General features: G+C 72.4%; 13 protein-coding genes. 3 read left to right on the forward strand and 10 right to left on the reverse strand.

The features are described 5' to 3' along the window. Positions 1–45: 45 nt before the first annotated feature. The gene (locus ACFRCG_RS34195; RefSeq protein ID WP_380038722.1) at positions 46–1,185 is read right to left on the reverse strand and encodes a chemotaxis protein; all 1,140 of its coding nucleotides are present in this window, start codon (positions 1,183–1,185) and stop codon (positions 46–48) included. A gap of 248 nt (positions 1,186–1,433) precedes the next feature. Between ACFRCG_RS34195 and ACFRCG_RS34200 the strand changes: the two genes are divergently transcribed. Further along, complete coding sequence (locus tag ACFRCG_RS34200; protein ID WP_380038724.1) at positions 1,434–2,987, forward strand: ABC transporter substrate-binding protein; 1,554 nt, start codon at positions 1,434–1,436, stop codon at positions 2,985–2,987. On the opposite strand, the gene ACFRCG_RS34205 is transcribed toward ACFRCG_RS34200, so the two are convergent. From ACFRCG_RS34205 to ACFRCG_RS34215, 3 genes are all read right to left on the reverse strand, one after another. After that, on the reverse strand, positions 2,959–4,506 hold the full coding sequence (locus tag ACFRCG_RS34205) for an MFS transporter (protein ID WP_380038726.1): 1,548 nt from the start codon (positions 4,504–4,506) through the stop codon (positions 2,959–2,961). The two genes, ACFRCG_RS34200 and ACFRCG_RS34205, sit on opposite strands and share 29 nt — an antisense overlap. Continuing rightward, positions 4,506–5,573, reverse strand: coding sequence for a fatty acid desaturase family protein (locus ACFRCG_RS34210; RefSeq protein WP_380038728.1), 1,068 nt, complete (start codon positions 5,571–5,573; stop codon positions 4,506–4,508). The genes ACFRCG_RS34205 and ACFRCG_RS34210 overlap by 1 nt, the downstream gene beginning before the upstream one ends. A gap of 247 nt (positions 5,574–5,820) precedes the next feature. Beyond that, positions 5,821–6,768 carry a LysR substrate-binding domain-containing protein gene (locus tag ACFRCG_RS34215; protein ID WP_380038730.1) on the reverse strand — a complete coding sequence of 316 codons (948 nt, stop codon included), beginning with the start codon at positions 6,766–6,768 and terminating at the stop codon, positions 5,821–5,823. A 410-nt stretch (positions 6,769–7,178) separates the two neighbouring features. On the opposite strand from ACFRCG_RS34215, the gene ACFRCG_RS34220 reads away from it, so the two are divergent. Beyond that, positions 7,179–9,041, forward strand: a complete 1,863-nt coding sequence (locus tag ACFRCG_RS34220; protein WP_380038732.1) for an LVIVD repeat-containing protein — start codon at positions 7,179–7,181, stop codon at positions 9,039–9,041. Positions 9,042–9,098: 57 nt separating this feature from the next. Here ACFRCG_RS34220 and ACFRCG_RS34225 read toward each other — a convergent pair whose 3' ends face one another. From ACFRCG_RS34225 to ACFRCG_RS34240, 4 genes are all read right to left on the reverse strand, one after another. Further along, positions 9,099–9,827: an SMI1/KNR4 family protein gene (locus ACFRCG_RS34225; RefSeq protein ID WP_380038734.1), complete on the reverse strand. Its 729-nt coding sequence runs from the start codon at positions 9,825–9,827 to the stop codon at positions 9,099–9,101. Positions 9,828–9,836: 9 nt separating this feature from the next. Further along, positions 9,837–11,264, reverse strand: a complete 1,428-nt coding sequence (locus ACFRCG_RS34230; protein WP_380038736.1) for an MFS transporter — start codon at positions 11,262–11,264, stop codon at positions 9,837–9,839. Between the two features lie 121 nt (positions 11,265–11,385). Beyond that, positions 11,386–12,483 carry an endonuclease/exonuclease/phosphatase family protein gene (locus ACFRCG_RS34235; RefSeq protein ID WP_380038738.1) on the reverse strand — a complete coding sequence of 366 codons (1,098 nt, stop codon included), beginning with the start codon at positions 12,481–12,483 and terminating at the stop codon, positions 11,386–11,388. A gap of 254 nt (positions 12,484–12,737) precedes the next feature. Continuing rightward, positions 12,738–13,292 carry an NADPH-dependent FMN reductase gene (locus tag ACFRCG_RS34240; RefSeq protein ID WP_380038740.1) on the reverse strand — a complete coding sequence of 185 codons (555 nt, stop codon included), beginning with the start codon at positions 13,290–13,292 and terminating at the stop codon, positions 12,738–12,740. 98 nt (positions 13,293–13,390) lie between these two features. Between ACFRCG_RS34240 and ACFRCG_RS34245 the strand changes: the two genes are divergently transcribed. After that, a complete protein-coding gene (locus ACFRCG_RS34245; RefSeq protein ID WP_380038742.1) occupies positions 13,391–13,858 on the forward strand; it encodes a YbaK/EbsC family protein in 468 nt (155 codons plus the stop codon). Here ACFRCG_RS34245 and ACFRCG_RS34250 read toward each other — a convergent pair whose 3' ends face one another. After that, the gene (locus ACFRCG_RS34250; protein WP_380038744.1) at positions 13,859–14,521 is read right to left on the reverse strand and encodes a class I SAM-dependent methyltransferase; all 663 of its coding nucleotides are present in this window, start codon (positions 14,519–14,521) and stop codon (positions 13,859–13,861) included. A 4-nt stretch (positions 14,522–14,525) separates the two neighbouring features. Next, entirely contained in the window at positions 14,526–15,947 is a 1,422-nt protein-coding gene (locus ACFRCG_RS34255; protein WP_380038747.1) for a VWA domain-containing protein, read from the reverse strand. Between the last annotated feature and the right edge of the window lie 6 nt (positions 15,948–15,953).

Raw genomic sequence — 15,953 nt, forward strand, 5'->3', positions numbered from 1 at the left:
CCTCCGGCGAGGCCGCCCCCGCACCCGGATGTGCGTGGTGCCGGCTCAGTAGCGCATCGCCAGGGCGATGCCGCCCACGTCCGCGAGCGTGCCGTCGGGGACGAAGACCACCTTGCCGTCGCCTTCGAGGGCCGCCTCGACCACCGAATCGACGATGTCGTCCTCGGCTCGACCGGCCAGTACCGCGTCCTCCGCGTGCGGGCCGGTGAGCACCTGGAGCGCGATCTCCCCGGTCGCCTCGACGATGACCAGGCGGCCGGTGACCCGCAGGCCCTCCTCGACCACGAGCAGCGCGCCGCGCCCGGCCCGGACCGGGGTCCACACCTCCTGGACGCCGCCCGCGTACCGCTTGGCGCTGCGCGCGTCGTCGAGCGCCCGCAGCGCGGCGGCGGTCGCCTCCTCGGCCAGCGCGGCCCGCGCCGGGGACAGGATCTCGGCGAGCTGCGCGGCCGTGGCGTCGACCAGGCCGCCGACCTCCAGATCGCGCTCGGCCAGGTGCCCGGCGTTGCGGCTGCCCTCGCGGAACGCCTTGACCTGCGGGCGCAGGCCGACCAGGACGACCTTGCCGTCGCGGTGGGAGCCGACGAGCGCGTGGGCCAGGTGTTCGTCGGCCTCGTTCAGCAGTCGGCGGAATTCCTCGCTCACCCCCATGCCGCCGCCCTCGCGCCGGAGTTGGCCGTCGGGCTCGGGCGCGGGTGTGGTGACCGGGAACCCGTCGACGCGCGCCTCGTACACGTGCTCGCCCCGGCCGCGCCACAACCGTGCCTCCTGCTCGCTGAGCACCAGTGCCCAGTACGGGGTGAGCCGTTCCGCCGCGGAGACCAGGTTGCGGGTGAGGTAGGTGGTCGCGAAGACGATCCGCTCGCTCACCGGCGCCTCGATCCTGAAGGCGTAGTGCTCGTCCGCCGACGCGTAGAGCACCAGACCGTCGAGAAAGCTCTCCGGATCCAGTTCGGCCGCCGCCGCCCGGAGACGTTCCGCCGTCTTGATCCGCACCTCCCGGGTAACCTCCGGGTCCGCCGCCAGCCGCTTCTCCGCCTCGGTGAGCACGTTCCGCAGCCGGATGTGGTCCTGCTGGTTCTCCGGGCGGTGCCGGTGCGTGGGCAGCGTCAGGGACACCAGCGGGTACGCGCGGGGACGGCGCAGCTCGGCGAGCAGGTCCGGCGTCAGGGTGGCGGTGGTCATGCGGTCTCCTGGCGTGCGTTCAGGCCTCACGGCATCGGCAAACACACCGTCCTATGCCCGCTTCGGCGGGAAATTCGCACGAATCACCCGACCGGCTCGCAGCTCCGGGCGGTCACCGATTCGGAAACGCTTGTTGACCGTGAGTCAGGAGTGACTTTAGGTTGAGGCCTCACCGTCCATGGGGATCCGGCCTGCCCGGTGACCGTGGTCCGCCCGGACCGGGGTGGGCCCCTGCGAGGAGCGACCACGTGCGATCCGTGCTCCCCCGGCGGCCGGCCCTCGTGGCCGCGCTGCTCGGGTCGATCCTGACCACCGCCGCGTGCGGCGACGACTCCGCCGCCGGCGGTTCGTCCCGTGACGCGATGACCGTGCTGGTCACACAGGAGGCGCGCAGTCTCGACCCGATCGTGGCGAGCCTGTCCCAGATCACCGGCGGCACCCAGGCCGCGGCGGTCTTCGACGTGCTGTTGTGGATCGATCCGAAGACCGGCCGGGCCCAGCCGCAGCTGGCGGAGAGCGCGACGGCGGCGGAGGGCGGTCGGGTCTGGACACTGCGGTTGCGGCCGGACCTGAGGTTCTCCGACGGCACCCCGCTGGACGCGGAGGCGGTGAAGTTCAACTGGGAGCGGCACGCGGATCCGGCGAACAAGTCGCTCCAGGCGCGGGTGGTCGCCGGGATCGGCATATCCGTGGCCGACAGCCGGACCGTCCGGGTCACGCTGCCGGCGCCGAACGCGCACTTCGACAAGGTGATCGCGCACAACCTGGCGTTCATCGGCTCGCCGACGGCGATCAAGGCCGATCCGAAGGGGTTCGGCGCCAAGCCGGTGGGGGCCGGGCCGTATCGGCTGGAGAGCTGGGTGCGCGACCGGCAGATGGTGTTCAAGCGCAACCCGAAGTACTGGCAGGTGGGCTCCCGGCCGCCGTTGAAGGAACTGATCCTCAAGCCGGTGGTCGACCAGTCGCAGCGGCTGGCGATGCTGGGTGCCGATCAGGCCCAGGTGTTGACCACGGCGCAGGCCAAGCTGATGGGCGACGCGCGCAAGGCCGGGCTGCCGGTGGTCACCGAGGGCAAGAGCGGCGGTTTCATGACGCTGTTCAACACGGCTCGACCGCCCTTCGACGATCCCCGGGCGCGGCGCGCGTTCGCGTTGATCATGGATCCGGCCGCGCGCACGAAGGTGGTCACCGACGACGCCGGCAAGCCGCTGAGCACGTTCCTGCGCCCGGGTTCGGACTTCGTCGCCTCCGACGCGCCGCTGCCCGCGAACAACCGGGTCGAGGCGCAGCGCCTGCTCGACGCGCTCGCCGCCGAGGGCAAGCCGCTGAGCTTCACCTACAGCACGTACAACAGCCCGGGCTCGCACGTGACCGCCGAATACTGGCTGGCCCAGATCGCCACGATGAAGAACATCAGCATGAAAACCGAGTTCCTGGAGGGCACCCAGTACCTCCAGAAGGTGCAGATCCAGCGGCAGTTCGACGCGGGCGAGTTCGTGTTGTCCTTCGACGACCCGGAACCGGTGTTGTACAACTTCCTGCACTCCAAGGGGCAGGACAACCACATGCAGTGGAAGAACCCGGCGGTGGACGCGGCGTTGGAGCGGGCCCGGGCCACCACCGATCCGGAGGTCCGGCGGGCCGCCTATGCCGAGGTGCAGCGGGCGCTGGCGGAGGATGTGCCGATGTTCGCCTACGAGCAGGCGTTCACTGCGGCGATCCGGGCGAAGAACGCCAAGGTGGTCGACCTGACCGTGTTCGAGGACGGGTTGATCATGTTCGACCGGTTGGGTCTGGCCTGACCGCGAGCGGGCGCGACTCGGCGGGGGCGGCCGGGGTGGGGATCGGCACGGCCGTGGGGCCGCCGGGGTCGGGGATGCACAGGCAGGCGACCAGCGCGCAGCCGGCCACCGCGCCGGCGATCACGAATATCACCATGTAGGCGTGCAGTGCGGGCAGTTCGCGGCCGGCGGCGGAGATCGTGTACGAGGTGAGCACGGCCGCCACCACCGCGCTGCACACCGCCTGGCCGATGGTGCGCATCAGCGCGTTGATCCCGTTGGCGGCGGCGGTCTGCGCGGCGGGCACGGCCCGGATGACCAGCATCGGCAGCGCCGAGTAGCACATGGCGGTGCCGGAGGCGACGACCGTGGCGCCGGCGATGACGGTCCACAGGTCGTGGCTGGTGAAGATGCGCACCACGTAGCCCAGGCCGAGCAGGACGGCGCCGAGGCCGAGGCAAAAGCGTGGTCCCCGGGTGGCGGTCAGCCGTGTGGAGAGGGGGGAGAGCACGACCATCATCACCCCGCCGGGGAGCAGGCACAGGCCGCCGGCGGCGACCGAGAGGCCGAGGCCGTAGCCGCTCGCCTCGGGTGTCTGGACCAGCTGGGCCGTGGACAGGCTGTTCGCGTAGAACGAGAAGCCGATGAACAGCGCGGCGATGTTGGGCAGCAGCACCGCCGGGCGGGTGGTCACCCGCAGGTCCACGAGCGGGGTGCGGGCCCGCCACTGGTGCCGGCACCAGCCGAGCAGGATCACCGCGGCGGCGCCGATCAGGCCGACCGTCCGGGTGCTGCCCCAGCCCCAGGCGGCGCCCTTGGAGACCGCGAGCAGCAGGCAGACCAGGAACGCGGCCAGGCCGAGCGAGCCGATCACGTCGAAGCGGCCGGGGGTGCGGACCGGCGACTCGCGGACCACGAGCACGACCAGGGTCAGCACCACCAGGGCCAGCGCCGTGGCGGCCCAGAACATCACGTGCCAGTCGGCGTGGTCGACCACGAGGCCGGCCAGCGGGAGGCCGACGGCGGCGCCGATGCCGAGCGTCGAGCTCATCATCGCGATGCCGCCGCCGACCTTGGCCGGCGGCAGCTCGTCGCGCAGGATGCTGATCCCCAGCGGAACCACCGCGGTGGCCATGCCCTGGAGGGTGCGGCCGATGATCAGCACGCCGATGTCCGAGGTGAGCGCGCACATCAGCGAGCCGATCGACAGCACGACCATGGCCAGGACCAGCATGCGCTTCTTGCCGAACATGTCGCCCGCCCGGCCGAGCAGCGGGGTGCAGACCGCGCCGCTGAGCAGCGTGGCGGTCAGGGTCCAGCTCACCGTCGAGGCCGAACTGCCGGTCAGCGCGGGCAGGTCCGGCAGGAGCGGGACGACGACGGTCTGCATCAGCGCGGCGACGATGCCGCAGGAGCCGAGGACCGGTACGAGGAAGCGTCGTCGCGCGTCGTGCGGGGTCGAGGCGGGGCCGGTCACGAACGCTCCGGGTGGGAGAGGGCGGAAGGTCGGCCCCACCCTAGGGATAGATGTACGACACATCAATCGTTTGCGGACACCTTTGCCCGCTCCTTGCGCAGCGGCGCGCCCACCCGGTGCATGTGGCCGAGCGCCTGCCGGTACGAGGTGATCGCGCTCGTCTCCAGGTAGGGCACCCCGAGTCGGGCGCAGTGCGCGCGCACGATCGGCTGCGCGCGGCGCAGGTTCACGCGCGGCATGTTCGGCACCAGGTGGTGTTCGATCTGGTAGTTCAGCCCGCCGAGCAGCCAGTCGGTGACCGGCCCGCCGGTGACGTTGCGCGAGGTCAGCACCTGGCGGCGCAGGTGGTCCCACTTGACGCCCGGCTCGGGCATCGGCATGCCCTTGTGGTTGGGCGCGAACGCCATGCCCAGGTGCAGGCCGAGCAGCGCGTGGGTGAGCAGCACGAAGACCAGGGCCTTGACCGGCGACATCGAGATCGCCAGGACCGATATGTACAGGGCGTAGTGCAGGGCCAGCACCGCACCCTCGACCCGGCGCTCGCGCGGGGTGCGCTCCTTGAGCGCCATCAGGCTGTTGATCTTGAGGTTGAGCCCTTCGAGCAGCAGCAGCGGGAAGAACAGCCGTGCCTGGTTGCGGGTCAGCCAGCCCATCAGGCCGGTCCGGCCGCCCGTCTGGTCGGCGTCCCAGACCAGCACGCCGACCGCGACGTCCGGGTCCTTCTCCCGGTGGTTCGGGTTGGCGTGGTGCTTGTTGTGCTTCGCGTTCCACCAGCCGCAGCTCATCCCCATCAGCAGGTTGCCGTGCAGCAGGGAGAGCACGCGGTGGGTGCGGGCGCCGCGGGCGATCTGCTGGTGGCCCGCGTCGTGGCCGACGAAGGACGCGCGGGTGGTGAACAGCGCGACGGGTATCGCGAGGGCGAGCTGCCACCACGAGTCGCCGACCAGGACGACCGCGGCCCAGGAGCCGAGCAGGAGCAGCAGGTTCAGGCCGATCGAGCGGGCGTACCAGGCGGTGCGCCGCTCCAGCAGGCCGGCGGCCTTGAGGTCGGCGAGCAGCGGCGCGAAGTCGCTGCCCCGGCGCGGGGCGGCGGCCTCCGGGGTATCCAGGATCGGTGCGGTCATGGTCATGGGGCGTCCCCGAATTCAGGTTGCGGATGATCGGTCGAGCACGCCGACCGGGCGTGACTCGACGCTATTGATCACCCGCGCGGGGAACGAGCCGGTCGGCCCCCGGATGCGGGGGCATCTCCACCTCCCCCCATCGGGGGCCGCACCCCATGGACAACCGGGGTGTGATCGGGTATGGCGGGCGGGGCGGCGCCGGCCGGGCGATCCGGGCCCGGCGTGGTGGTTGGTCCCGGACGACCGGTGCGCGTCAGTCCGGATCGAGCGCCGCCTCCTCGCCCAGCGCGGCCCGCAACGCCGCCGCCTCCTCGCCGATGCAGGCGAGGAAGGCGCCCATGGCGGGGGTCGGCGGCCGGTCCGCGAGGAGCGTGGTGCCCACTGTGCGGCGCACCGACTCCAGCGGCACCGGCAATACCGCGAGGCGGTCGTCGCCGGTGACCACGAGTTCGGGCAGCGCCGCGATCATGTCGGTGCCGAGCAGCAGCGCACGTACGGTCAGGATCGAGGTGCACTCCACCCGGTCGGCCGGCAGGGCCAGCCCGTTGCGCAGGAACAGCTGGGCCAACTCGCGGCGCAGCGCCGTCTGTTCGAGCGGCAGGATCCACGGGTGCGCGACCGTGTCGGCCAGCTCGCGCGCACTGTCCAGGAGCGGGTGGCCGCGGCGTACCACCAGCCGGATCGGCTCGCGGTACAGCGCGGTACGCCGGACCCGCCCGCCGTCCGCGGCCGGCCCCAACCGGCCCACCACGACGTCGACCTCGCCGGCGAGCAGCTGCGGGTGCAGCACGTCGTGGGTGGCCTCGCGGACGATCACGGTGATCCCGGGCCGCTCCCGCTTGAGCGCGGACACCGCACGCGGCAGCAGCACGCTGGTCCCGGCGAGCAGCGTGCCGACGACGACCGTGCCGGTCTGGCCCTCGCGCAGGCTCGCGAGGTGGTCGCCGGCGCGCCGCACCTCGGCCAGGATCGCCCGTGCGTGTGCGACCAGGGCGGTGCCGTACAGGGTCGCGCTCATCCCGTGCGGGCCGCGCTCGAACAGCGGCACGCCGACCATCGTCTCCAGTTCGCGCAGCGTGCGGGTGGCGGCGGGCTGGGTCAGGTGCAACGCCTCGGCCGCGCGGCTGACTCCCCCGTGCTCGGCGATCGCCGTGATCAGGGTCAGGTGGCGAAACTTCAGCCGTCCGTCGAGCAGGTCCACGCGGGCTCCCGTACCGGTTCGGTGCTGCGTCCCCCCGACAGGACGCATACCTGTTTGGTGATGCCATGGTGCCGGATCGGCATTGGATGGACATGCACCGGCGCAGCCATCATGCACGTGGCGACGGCTTCTTGACGAGCCGCCGCCGTGGCCGCACGAGCGCGCGAGCGGCCCCGGGCGGATCGACGCGCGGCGGCATCGGAGCTTCCGGAGCCGCCGGGTCGGGCCACTCGCCGAATGTGCCCCTCGCCGGATGTACGAGTCGTCGGCGAGGCGGTCACGGGTCGACGGCGCGATCGGGGATTCCGTTCGTGTCGTGCCCCGCGAAGGCGCGTGCCGCGTCCCCGCCCGGCGCCGTCGCCGCCGGTCGTGTTCTTCCCCGTCATCGTCCCGGTCGGAAGGTTCGTCAGATGCGCCGCACTCCCCTCCTCCGCAACGGCACCGGCAGATACGGCAGATCGAGCGCACTGGCGGTGGCCGCCCTGGTGGCGCTCACCGCCGGCACCTACGCGGGCGCCCCACGCGCCGGCTCCCCCGCCGCCGGTTCCCCGCCCCGCACCGCGACCGCCGCGGGCGCCACCGGCACCGATCCGAACATCCCGTTCGTCTGCCAGGAGCGTCGTCCGCGAGCGGCGGATCCGAACGCGTACGGCATGCAGCTCGACGGCTCGTTCCTGGCCCCGGCGTCGACCCCGCTCGACGAGGAGAACCCGCACCCCTTCCCGGGCCGGCGCGCCGACTACGACAGCCGGCAGTACGTGAAGAACATGACCGTCGAAGCCGCCTACGAGGGCTACGACTTCACCCCGGACTTCTTCCACACCTGGCAGAACATCGTCGACTTCGACGGCCGCCGCTACATGTTCCAGTACGACCGCTCCGAGGGCCGCGTCTACGACATCACCGACGTCAAGCACGTCACAGTCGTGGAGAAGATGTCCCGGGAGGACGTCGGCGGCGACGAGTCGAAGGCCAACGGGACCTGGGCGGCCGGGGATTACTGGGGCGCGTCCACGATCCAGTGGAACGACCGGCTGCGCGCCTACGTGATGGTGCAGTCCTTCGAGGACAAGCGCCAGATCACCGAACTCGGCGACGAGCCGGGCAAGGACAAGTACGGCAACCCCGAGGGCGTGGCGAAGTTGCGCGCCAAGCCCGGACTCAAGGGTTTCAAGGTGTATCGCCTCAACGGTCCCCGCAAGGCCGATTGGCAGCTGATCTCGACCGTCAGCACCGACTCGACCCAGCCGGACCCGCTGCACAGCGACCCGAACCGGCCGCAGCAGGGCTCCGGTTCGCTGGACGTGCCGTACTGGGACGGCGGCAGGTACATGTTCATCGCGGTCGCGCCGAACGACACGTACGCCAACACCGAGTACCCGACCAACCTGCACTCGGCCGGCTACCAGTCCTACGACATGTCCGACCCGAGCGCGCCGAAGCTCCTGGACACCTGGCACCTGCCCGGACAGGTCACCGGCGAGGACGAGGCGTACGCGCGCAACCCGCGCTGCGGGAACCGGACCAGCTGGCTGGGCGCGCGGATGTCGCTGTTCGTGCCCACGCCGGTGGAGCGCGGCGGTCGGTACGGCTTCGCCGTGCAGGGCGGCCTGGGCATGACCGTCCTGGACATCTCCGACCCGGCCCGGATGCGCCAGGTGGGACACGTGGACCTGCCGCCGTCGGTGGCGGGCACCGAGGGCGACAACATCGACGTGTCGCAGTTCCGGCGCACCGGGATGATCTACGTCTCCGGCTATCCGCTGACCGAGGACTGCTACGAGCCCTACAAGCCGATCTACCAGATCGACGCGCGCGACCCGGCCAACCCCCGAATCGTCGGGCAACTGCCGCGTCCGACACCGCCGAAGTCGGCCGGGATCACCGACTATTGCCAGCGCCGGGGCAGCTTCGGGCCCAAGCGCACCGGCTACTACACCAACCCGGGCCGGCACGACGACGGAACGCTCGTGTACGGCTTCTACAACGCGGGCGCCCAGGTCTTCGACGTGAAGAACCCGGCCCGGCCGGAGATCGAGGCGTACTTCGTGCCCAAGGCGTTCGGCACCAAGACCCGGGACTGGCCGACCGAGGACGGCACGTTCCCGGAGTGGGCGATGGGCAACCAGACGCACGGCGTCTACGTCGAGTGGGACCGCAACGTGGTGTGGGTGCTGACCAATCACGGCATCTACGCGCTGTCCGCGAAGGACGTGCTGGGCAAGCCGAACCTGGGCCGACCGAAGGAGCCGTTCCGCAACAGCGGTTCCTGAGCCACGGGTTCGGCCGCTTGGTGTCCTCTCCTCGGGACGCCGAGCGGCCGGCCCGGCTCACCCGGCGCGGGCGTCGGGCTCGTCCTCGTCGTCCTCGTCGGGACCGCAGACCGCGTCGAAGAACGCCTCCTGGTCGTCCTCGGTGCGGGCGCGGAAGACGATCATCGTGCCGTCGTGCCGGCCGAGCAGGTCGGGACCGGCGAACCAGCGGATCCGGTTCCCGGCCGACTCGCTCTCGGGGTAGCCCGGGAAGGCCAACTCCCGCATGGCCTCGGGCAGCAGGTCGAGGTCGTCCGTGTCGAGCTCGACCGCCTCGACCAGGTCGTCGTCGAACAGCAGCGTCTCGGACAACACGATCTCCACGGCCGCGAGCGAGAACCGGTGCAGCCAGGCGCTCCACGGCTCCTCGACCGGCTCGGCCATGCTGAAGCTCACCAACACCTCGGGGTCGTCGCCGTCCGGCCGCACGCCCCACCACGCCACGCCCTGGTTCTCCTCGCGAAAGACCAGCAGGCCGTCCTCCACATAGAGCTTGTCGGGCGGCAGCAACACGTCGTGATTACTCGTCAGGTCCGTCCGCCGGCCCAGGAGTCCGTACAGCTCGCGGAGCGCGGCCGGCAGCGGGACGCCCAGTCGCGCCGCGCACGCGTCCAGTTCCGCCGGGGTGTACCCGTCGGCGGGCCCGATCGCCCGGGCCCGGTCGGCCGCGAAGGCGCGAACGAACTCCCAGGCCCCGGCCCGATCGGCGAGCGCGGCGGGCAGTGCCGCGTGGATGTCGAAGGTCATGGCCGGACGCTACCGCGTGCCGGGCACCCGCCCCCGGTGCAGATCCACCACCGCGACGACGAACGCGGCGAGCACGAACGCCACCGACACCACCAGGCCGTGCCGCAGCGGCCCGGCCCAGTCCCGGCCGTGGTCGGCGGCCAGTCGGGAGAAGAAGATCGAGCCGACCGCCGCGATGCCCATCGCCGAACCGATCCGCTGCCCGGTCTGCAACACCCCGCCCGCGCTGCCGCCCTGCGCCGGCGGCACCCGGGCCAGCGTCAGCGTCTGGTTGGGCGAGATCACCAGCCCGCTGCCCACCCCCGCGAACGCCAGCGGCGCCACCAGGATCCAGCCGACATCACGCCCGGGCACCTCGTACACCCCCACGATCGCCCCGCCGAGGCCGACCGCGACCATCAGCAGCCCGCCGGTCACCAGCGCGAGCCCGTACCGGTTCACCAGGTGCCCGCCGAGCGACGCGCCGACCGCGGAGCCGACCGCGAACGGGGTGATCGCGAGCCCGGCGAGCAGCGCGCTGTAGCCGAGGCCCGACTGGAGGTAGAGGGTGAAGACGAAGAAGATCGAGGTGAATCCGGCGAAGTAGAACAACATCACCAACAACCCGAGCGTGTACGACCGGACCCGGAACAGGGCCAGGTCGACCACCGGATTGCGGCCGACCCGGGTCTGATGGATCTCCCAGCGCACGAAGGCCGCCAGGAACACCGCCGCGATCGGGATCAGGATCCACTTGGTCGAGCCCTGCCACTGGCGTTCCTCGACCAGCGGCAGCAGCAAGAGCAGCACGCCGGAGCCGAGCAGGAGCACCCCGACCGGGTCGAGGTCGCGCAGGCAGGCACGATTCTCGTGGTCCGGCCCCGGCAGCAGCCGCCGGGCCAGGACGAGGGCCAGCACGCCGATCGGGAGGTTGACGTAGAACACCCAGCGCCAGCCCTCCTCGGCGCCGGCCGCCTTGATGATCAGGCCGCCCAGGAGCGGGCCGACCGCGGTGGAGATGCCGATCACGGTGCCGAACATGCCGAACGCGCGGCCGCGTTCGTGGCCCGCGAACATCTGCTGGATGAGCGCGGACACCTGCGGGGTGAGGATGCCGCCCGCGATGCCCTGGACCAGTCGGGCCAGCACCAGCCACAACGACGTCTGCGCGGCGCCGCACAGCGCGCTCGCGGCGGTGAACATGGCCAGGCCGGTCATGAACATCATCCGGCGACCGCGCGCGTCGCCGATCCGGCCGGCCGGCACCAGGACCAGGCCGAAGGTCAGCGCATAGCCGGACAGCACCCACTGCACGTCGCTCTCCGACGCGCCCAGACCCGCCCGGATCGACGGCAACGCGACGTTGACGATCGACACGTCGAGCAGGGTGATGAACCCCGCGATCAGACAGACCCCGAGCGCCTGCCACCGATGCGGGTCGGGCGCATCGTGCGTCACGCTCCCACGCCCCTTCTCGGCCGCTCCCGCACGGCCACCCCGTCGGCGACCATCCGAGAGACCATGCCCACATCTCCCGGAGCCAAGGCGCCCGCCCGGGTGACCCCGTCACCGGGGCGGATCAGTAGCCCGGCGTCACCGCGACGGGCAGGTGATCGGAGGCCTTCGACGGCGGTGCCTCCACGGCGAGCACCCGCGGTCTCGGGTCGACGAGCACCTGGTCGATCTCGCGCCGGGGCCGGTCCGCGGGATAGGTGCGCACCGGCCGTACCCGGGCCAGGCCGTCCACCGGCCCGCGCGCGGTGAACGCCGGCACCTGCGGGCTGTCCACGGCGGCGTTCAGGTCGCCGAGCACGGTCACCGGCACCGCCTCGCGCTCGGCCAGGCCGGTCGCGAACGCGGCGGCGCGGTCCGCCTGCCGCTGTGGCACCTCGTCGTCCGCGTCCTGGAGGTGGGTGGCCACGAACCCGAGCCGCTTGCCGGGCGCCGCCTCGACCACCACGCCCAGCGCCTGTGCACCGGTGGGCGCGCCGCCGGCCGGGAGCACGATCGACTCCAGGTGCCGGATCGGCTTGCGGGTGAGCACCGCGTCGCCCCACTGCGGGTCGGCGGCGGGCGCGAATCGGTAGGGCAGGTCGAGCCGCCGGGCGAGCAGGGTCGGTACGTCGTGGCCGCCGTTGCGGGGGTGTGGCGCGGTCCGCCTTGCGGGTGGTCGTCCCGGGTGGGGTGGGTGCGCCCGGGTGGCCGGCGGCGCGGCCGGGGGTGGGCTTGGGGGTGGGCTTGGCGCCGGGGCGGGTGCCGGGGTTGCGGCCGGGGCGGTGCGGCGAGCGACCGGCGCGGGTGCGGGCGCCGAGCGGGACGTCGGATCGCGGGCCGTTGGAGCCGGCGGCGTGAGCGACGGTGCGCCCACGGGCTCGGGTGTGGGCTCGGGTTTGGCTTCGGGCTTGGGCGCGGGCCGGGGCGGCCGGGGTTTCGGGCTCGGCCGGCGTGGGCGCGCGCAGGTCGCGGATCGTCGCCGTGCCCGCGACGACCACGATCGCCACCACACCCAGGAGCAGCACCCGGCCGCGGGCCAGGACGCCGATCTCGATGTCGTAGCGGGCGTAGTACAGGAAGGTCGGTGCGAAGAAGCCGACCATGCTCCAGGCCGGCGCCCACCGCACCTCGGCGCGTATTCGCCCGGCGGCGTCGCCCAGGACCAGGCCCAGGCCCAGCACACCCGCCGCCTGCCACGCCGCCGCGCCGGTCGGGGCCAGGCCGACGATCCCGTCGTGCGCGCTCGTCTCCAGGTAGCCCGCGCCGATCACGCCCGCGACGACCGGCGCCAGGCCGACGGGCAGCACCCAGACGCCGCGCAGCCGCGACACGGGCACCGCGAGCGCCCAGGCGGCAACCAGGACCGGCACGCGGGGTCGGCATAAAGCGGCGAATCCCGCTCGGGAGGGGACTCTCGGCGATCCGTCGACGGCGTGTTCAGGCGCGGGTGAGTCGGGCCGCCTCGGCGAGTACGGTGAGCACGGCGGCGATGCCCTCGCGCACCTCGGGGTCGGCGATCAGGCCGTCGGGGTCGATCCCGTCGCGGGCCACGCCCAGGCGTACGCAGGCCGCGTCGACCACGTCGGCTCCGGTGTACCCGAGCACCGTGCGCAGCGACTCGTGCGCCTTGGCCGCGCCGCCGGGGTTGGTCGAGGCGTTGATCCAGCCGACCGGCTTGTCGCTGGTCTCGACGCCGCCGACGGTCCAGTCGAGCAGGTTCTTGAACGAGCCGGGCAGCGCGCCGGCGTACTCGGGCGTGGAGAACAACACCGCGTCGGCGCCGTCGATCGCGGCCCGCAGCGCGACCACGGCCGGCGGCAACGGCTCGTGGTCGTCGTCGGGGTTGAAGTGCGGCAGCTCGGCGAGGCCGGGAAAGACGACGGCGTCGACCCCTTCCGGCGCGACCACGGAAGCGGTCCGCACCACCGCGGAGTTGGTGGACTCCGCACGAAGCGACCCACTGATCACGAGCACCCGACGATTCGCTGTCATGGCCGGTCAAGGTAGCACCGGACGGACTTCGCCGCCCGACGCCGCGGGTCGGCGGCATCGGTGCCGCGGTCGCGGCGCGCCGGTATTAACCTCGCTCCATGAACACGCCGGTCGAGAACGTCGCCGAGGCGCTGCGCGCGCTCGGCGCCACGGGTGGGATCCGCGCCTTCGCCGAGACGGTGCCGACCGCGGCGGCGGCCGCGGAGGTACTGGGCTGCGAGGTGGGCGCGATCGCCAACAGCCTGATCTTTTCCGCCGACGGCCGACCGCTCCTGGTGGTCACCAGCGGGGCGCACCGGGTCGACACCCGCGTGGTGGCCCGGCTGCTGGGCGTCCGCAAGGTGCGGCGCGCCGACCCGGAGTTCGTCCTGGCCGCGACCGGCCAGGAGGTCGGCGGGGTGGCCCCGGTGGGTCATCCGCACCCGATCCGCACACTGATCGACACGTGGTTGGACAAGCACGAGGTGGTCTGGGCCGGTGCGGGCGATCACAACCACATGTATCCGACGACGTACGCGGAACTGCTGCGGATGACGGGTGGGCGGGCGGCGGACGTGGAGGCGTGATCAGCGGGGCCGGCGCACGATCGTCTCCCAGTGGGCCCAGCGGCCCGCCGGCGGGTCCAGTCGCGGGCTGTACTCCGCGCGCAGGGGCAGGACCGGTTCGAAGTGGGCCAACAGCGCCTCCAGTTCGGCCCGGCCGTAGTAGTGCACGACGAGCCCCGCCTTGAAGCCCTCCAGGTAGCGGAAGGTCCGCCCTCCGTCGGGGTGTTCGTCCAAGACCTCGTGCGCCTCGACCGCCTCGGTCTCGGCGGAGGCGGTGCGCAGCGCGAACAGCCCGCCGGGGGCCACCCGTTCCAGCGAGCCGCACAACATGTCCCGGGCGGCGGCGCGGGTGCCGTGCTGGTGCACCTGAATGCCGACCACGAGGTCGTATCGCCGCCCCGGCGGCAGATCGTCCTGGGTGCCGTGCACCATCGGCACCCCCGGCTCCCGCAGCGCCAGTTGCTCCAGCGCGATCCGGGACGGATCGACCCCGATCAGATCCAGCCCACCGCGCCGCAACGCGATCAGGTTCCGCCCGTTGCCGCACCCGATCTCCACCCCGGAGACCCCCGGCGCCGCCACCTCCAGAATCCGCGCCACGAACGCGTCGGGCTCGGCGTCGGCGTACATCCCCTCCGCGTAGGCGTCGTCCCAAAACTCCACGGCGATCCGGTGCGCGTCCATGTGGTCAGGCCAACTCCCCTACGAATCGCCCCAGTTGGGTCAGGTTGCGACACTCGATCAGGGGGATGTGGCGGGCGTACACGCCGGCGATCGAGTCTCCGGTGTCCCAGTCGCGCTCGGGCTCCGGGTTGAGCCACCAGGCGTGCCGGGCCGGGGTGACCATCGCCTCCAGGGCGGACAGGGCCGGGTCCTGGTAGTTGTTGCGGGCGTCGCCCAGGATCAGGAGGGAGGTCTTGGGACCGATCACGTCGCCGTAGTGCTCGACGAAGACCTTGAAGGCGTGTCCGTAGTCGCTGTGTCCGCTCAGCCGTACCAGGTTCGCCTCGGCGGTCAGCCGGCGCATCGCCTCGCCCACGTCGCCGCCGGGCCGTTCGAAGAAGCGGGTCACCTCGTCCAGCGTGTCGATGAACGCGAACACCCGCACCCGGGCGAACTGTTCACGCAGTGCGTAGGCGAGCAGCAGGGTGAAGTGGGCGAACGAGGCGACCGATTCGCTGGCGTCGCACAGCACCACCAACTCGGGCTTGTGCGGTCGGCGCGGCCGGTGTCGGGTGGTCAGCGGCACGCCGCCGGTGGACAACGACGCGCGCACCGTCCGGCGGAAGTCCAATCGGCCGCTGCGGCCCGCGCGTTGCCGGACGGTCAGCCGGGTGGCCAGGCGCTGCGCGAGGGGTTGCACCTCGCGGCGCAGCGCCACCAGGTCGGCTCGGCTCGCGCGCAGGATGTCCAGGTTCTCCACAGCCGGCCGCACCGCCGTCTCGGCGACTCGTTCGATGCCGCGTTCCTCGGCGAGGCGGCGGCGTACGTCGGCCAGGATGTGCGCGTTCAGCCGGTCCACCCGGCCCTGGATCATCCGCCGGGCGTTGCGTTCGGCGACCCCGCCGGGGAACTGCCCGCCCAGTACCGCGCGCAGCAGGCCGGCCATCAGCGTCTTGGGGTCGAGCGCCCGGCCGACCAGCTGTGCGGACCACGAGGAGCCCGACGCGCCCTCGAAGCCGGCGAACCGGCCGACCGCCTCGCGGGCCAGCGCGCGCAGCGCGATCTCGTCGTCGGTGAGCAGGAGTTCGCGCAGCCGGTCACGGAATGCCTCGGCATCGGCGGCGTCGGTGCCCGGGGCGGGGGCGTCCTGGGCAGCGGAACCGTCGGCCGGTGCCTCCGCCGGTGGTTCCGGAGTCTGTTCCGGGCTCTTTCGGCTCTTCGGGCCCTCCCCGAGCGGGAACCACAGCTCGAAGAGGGTGTCGAAGACCGGCCGATGGGTGTGTCGTTTGACCAGCGACGCGGCGTAGGCGGCGCGCAGCGTCTCGCGGTCGGCGAGGTCGAGCACGGTCAACGCGCGTGCGGCGTCGAGCCCTTCGGCGAGCGACACGGGCAACCCGCCGTGCCGTAGCGCCCGGACGAACCCGGTGTGTCGATCCAGCAGCGACATCGGCGG

Origin of the sequence: Embleya sp. NPDC056575, from assembly GCF_042793325.1 — a bacterium.
In the GTDB taxonomy this organism is placed as follows: domain Bacteria; phylum Actinomycetota; class Actinomycetes; order Streptomycetales; family Streptomycetaceae; genus Embleya.

Bases quoted from the DNA above. Each gene is read 5' to 3' on its own strand.
- ACFRCG_RS34195 (WP_380038722.1), bottom strand. From the start codon at position 1,185: ATGACCACCGCCACCCTGACGCCGGACCTGCTCGCCGAGCTGCGCCGT.
- ACFRCG_RS34205 (WP_380038726.1), bottom strand. From the start codon at position 4,506: ATGTGTCGTACATCTATCCCTAGGGTGGGGCCGACCTTCCGCCCTCTC.
- ACFRCG_RS34210 (WP_380038728.1), bottom strand. From the start codon at position 5,573: ATGACCATGACCGCACCGATCCTGGATACCCCGGAGGCCGCCGCCCCG.
- ACFRCG_RS34220 (WP_380038732.1), top strand. From the start codon at position 7,179: ATGCGCCGCACTCCCCTCCTCCGCAACGGCACCGGCAGATACGGCAGA.
- ACFRCG_RS34225 (WP_380038734.1), bottom strand. From the start codon at position 9,827: ATGACCTTCGACATCCACGCGGCACTGCCCGCCGCGCTCGCCGATCGG.
- ACFRCG_RS34240 (WP_380038740.1), bottom strand. From the start codon at position 13,292: ATGACAGCGAATCGTCGGGTGCTCGTGATCAGTGGGTCGCTTCGTGCG.
- ACFRCG_RS34245 (WP_380038742.1), top strand. From the start codon at position 13,391: ATGAACACGCCGGTCGAGAACGTCGCCGAGGCGCTGCGCGCGCTCGGC.
- ACFRCG_RS34250 (WP_380038744.1), bottom strand. From the start codon at position 14,521: ATGGACGCGCACCGGATCGCCGTGGAGTTTTGGGACGACGCCTACGCG.
- ACFRCG_RS34255 (WP_380038747.1), bottom strand. From the start codon at position 15,947: ATGTCGCTGCTGGATCGACACACCGGGTTCGTCCGGGCGCTACGGCAC.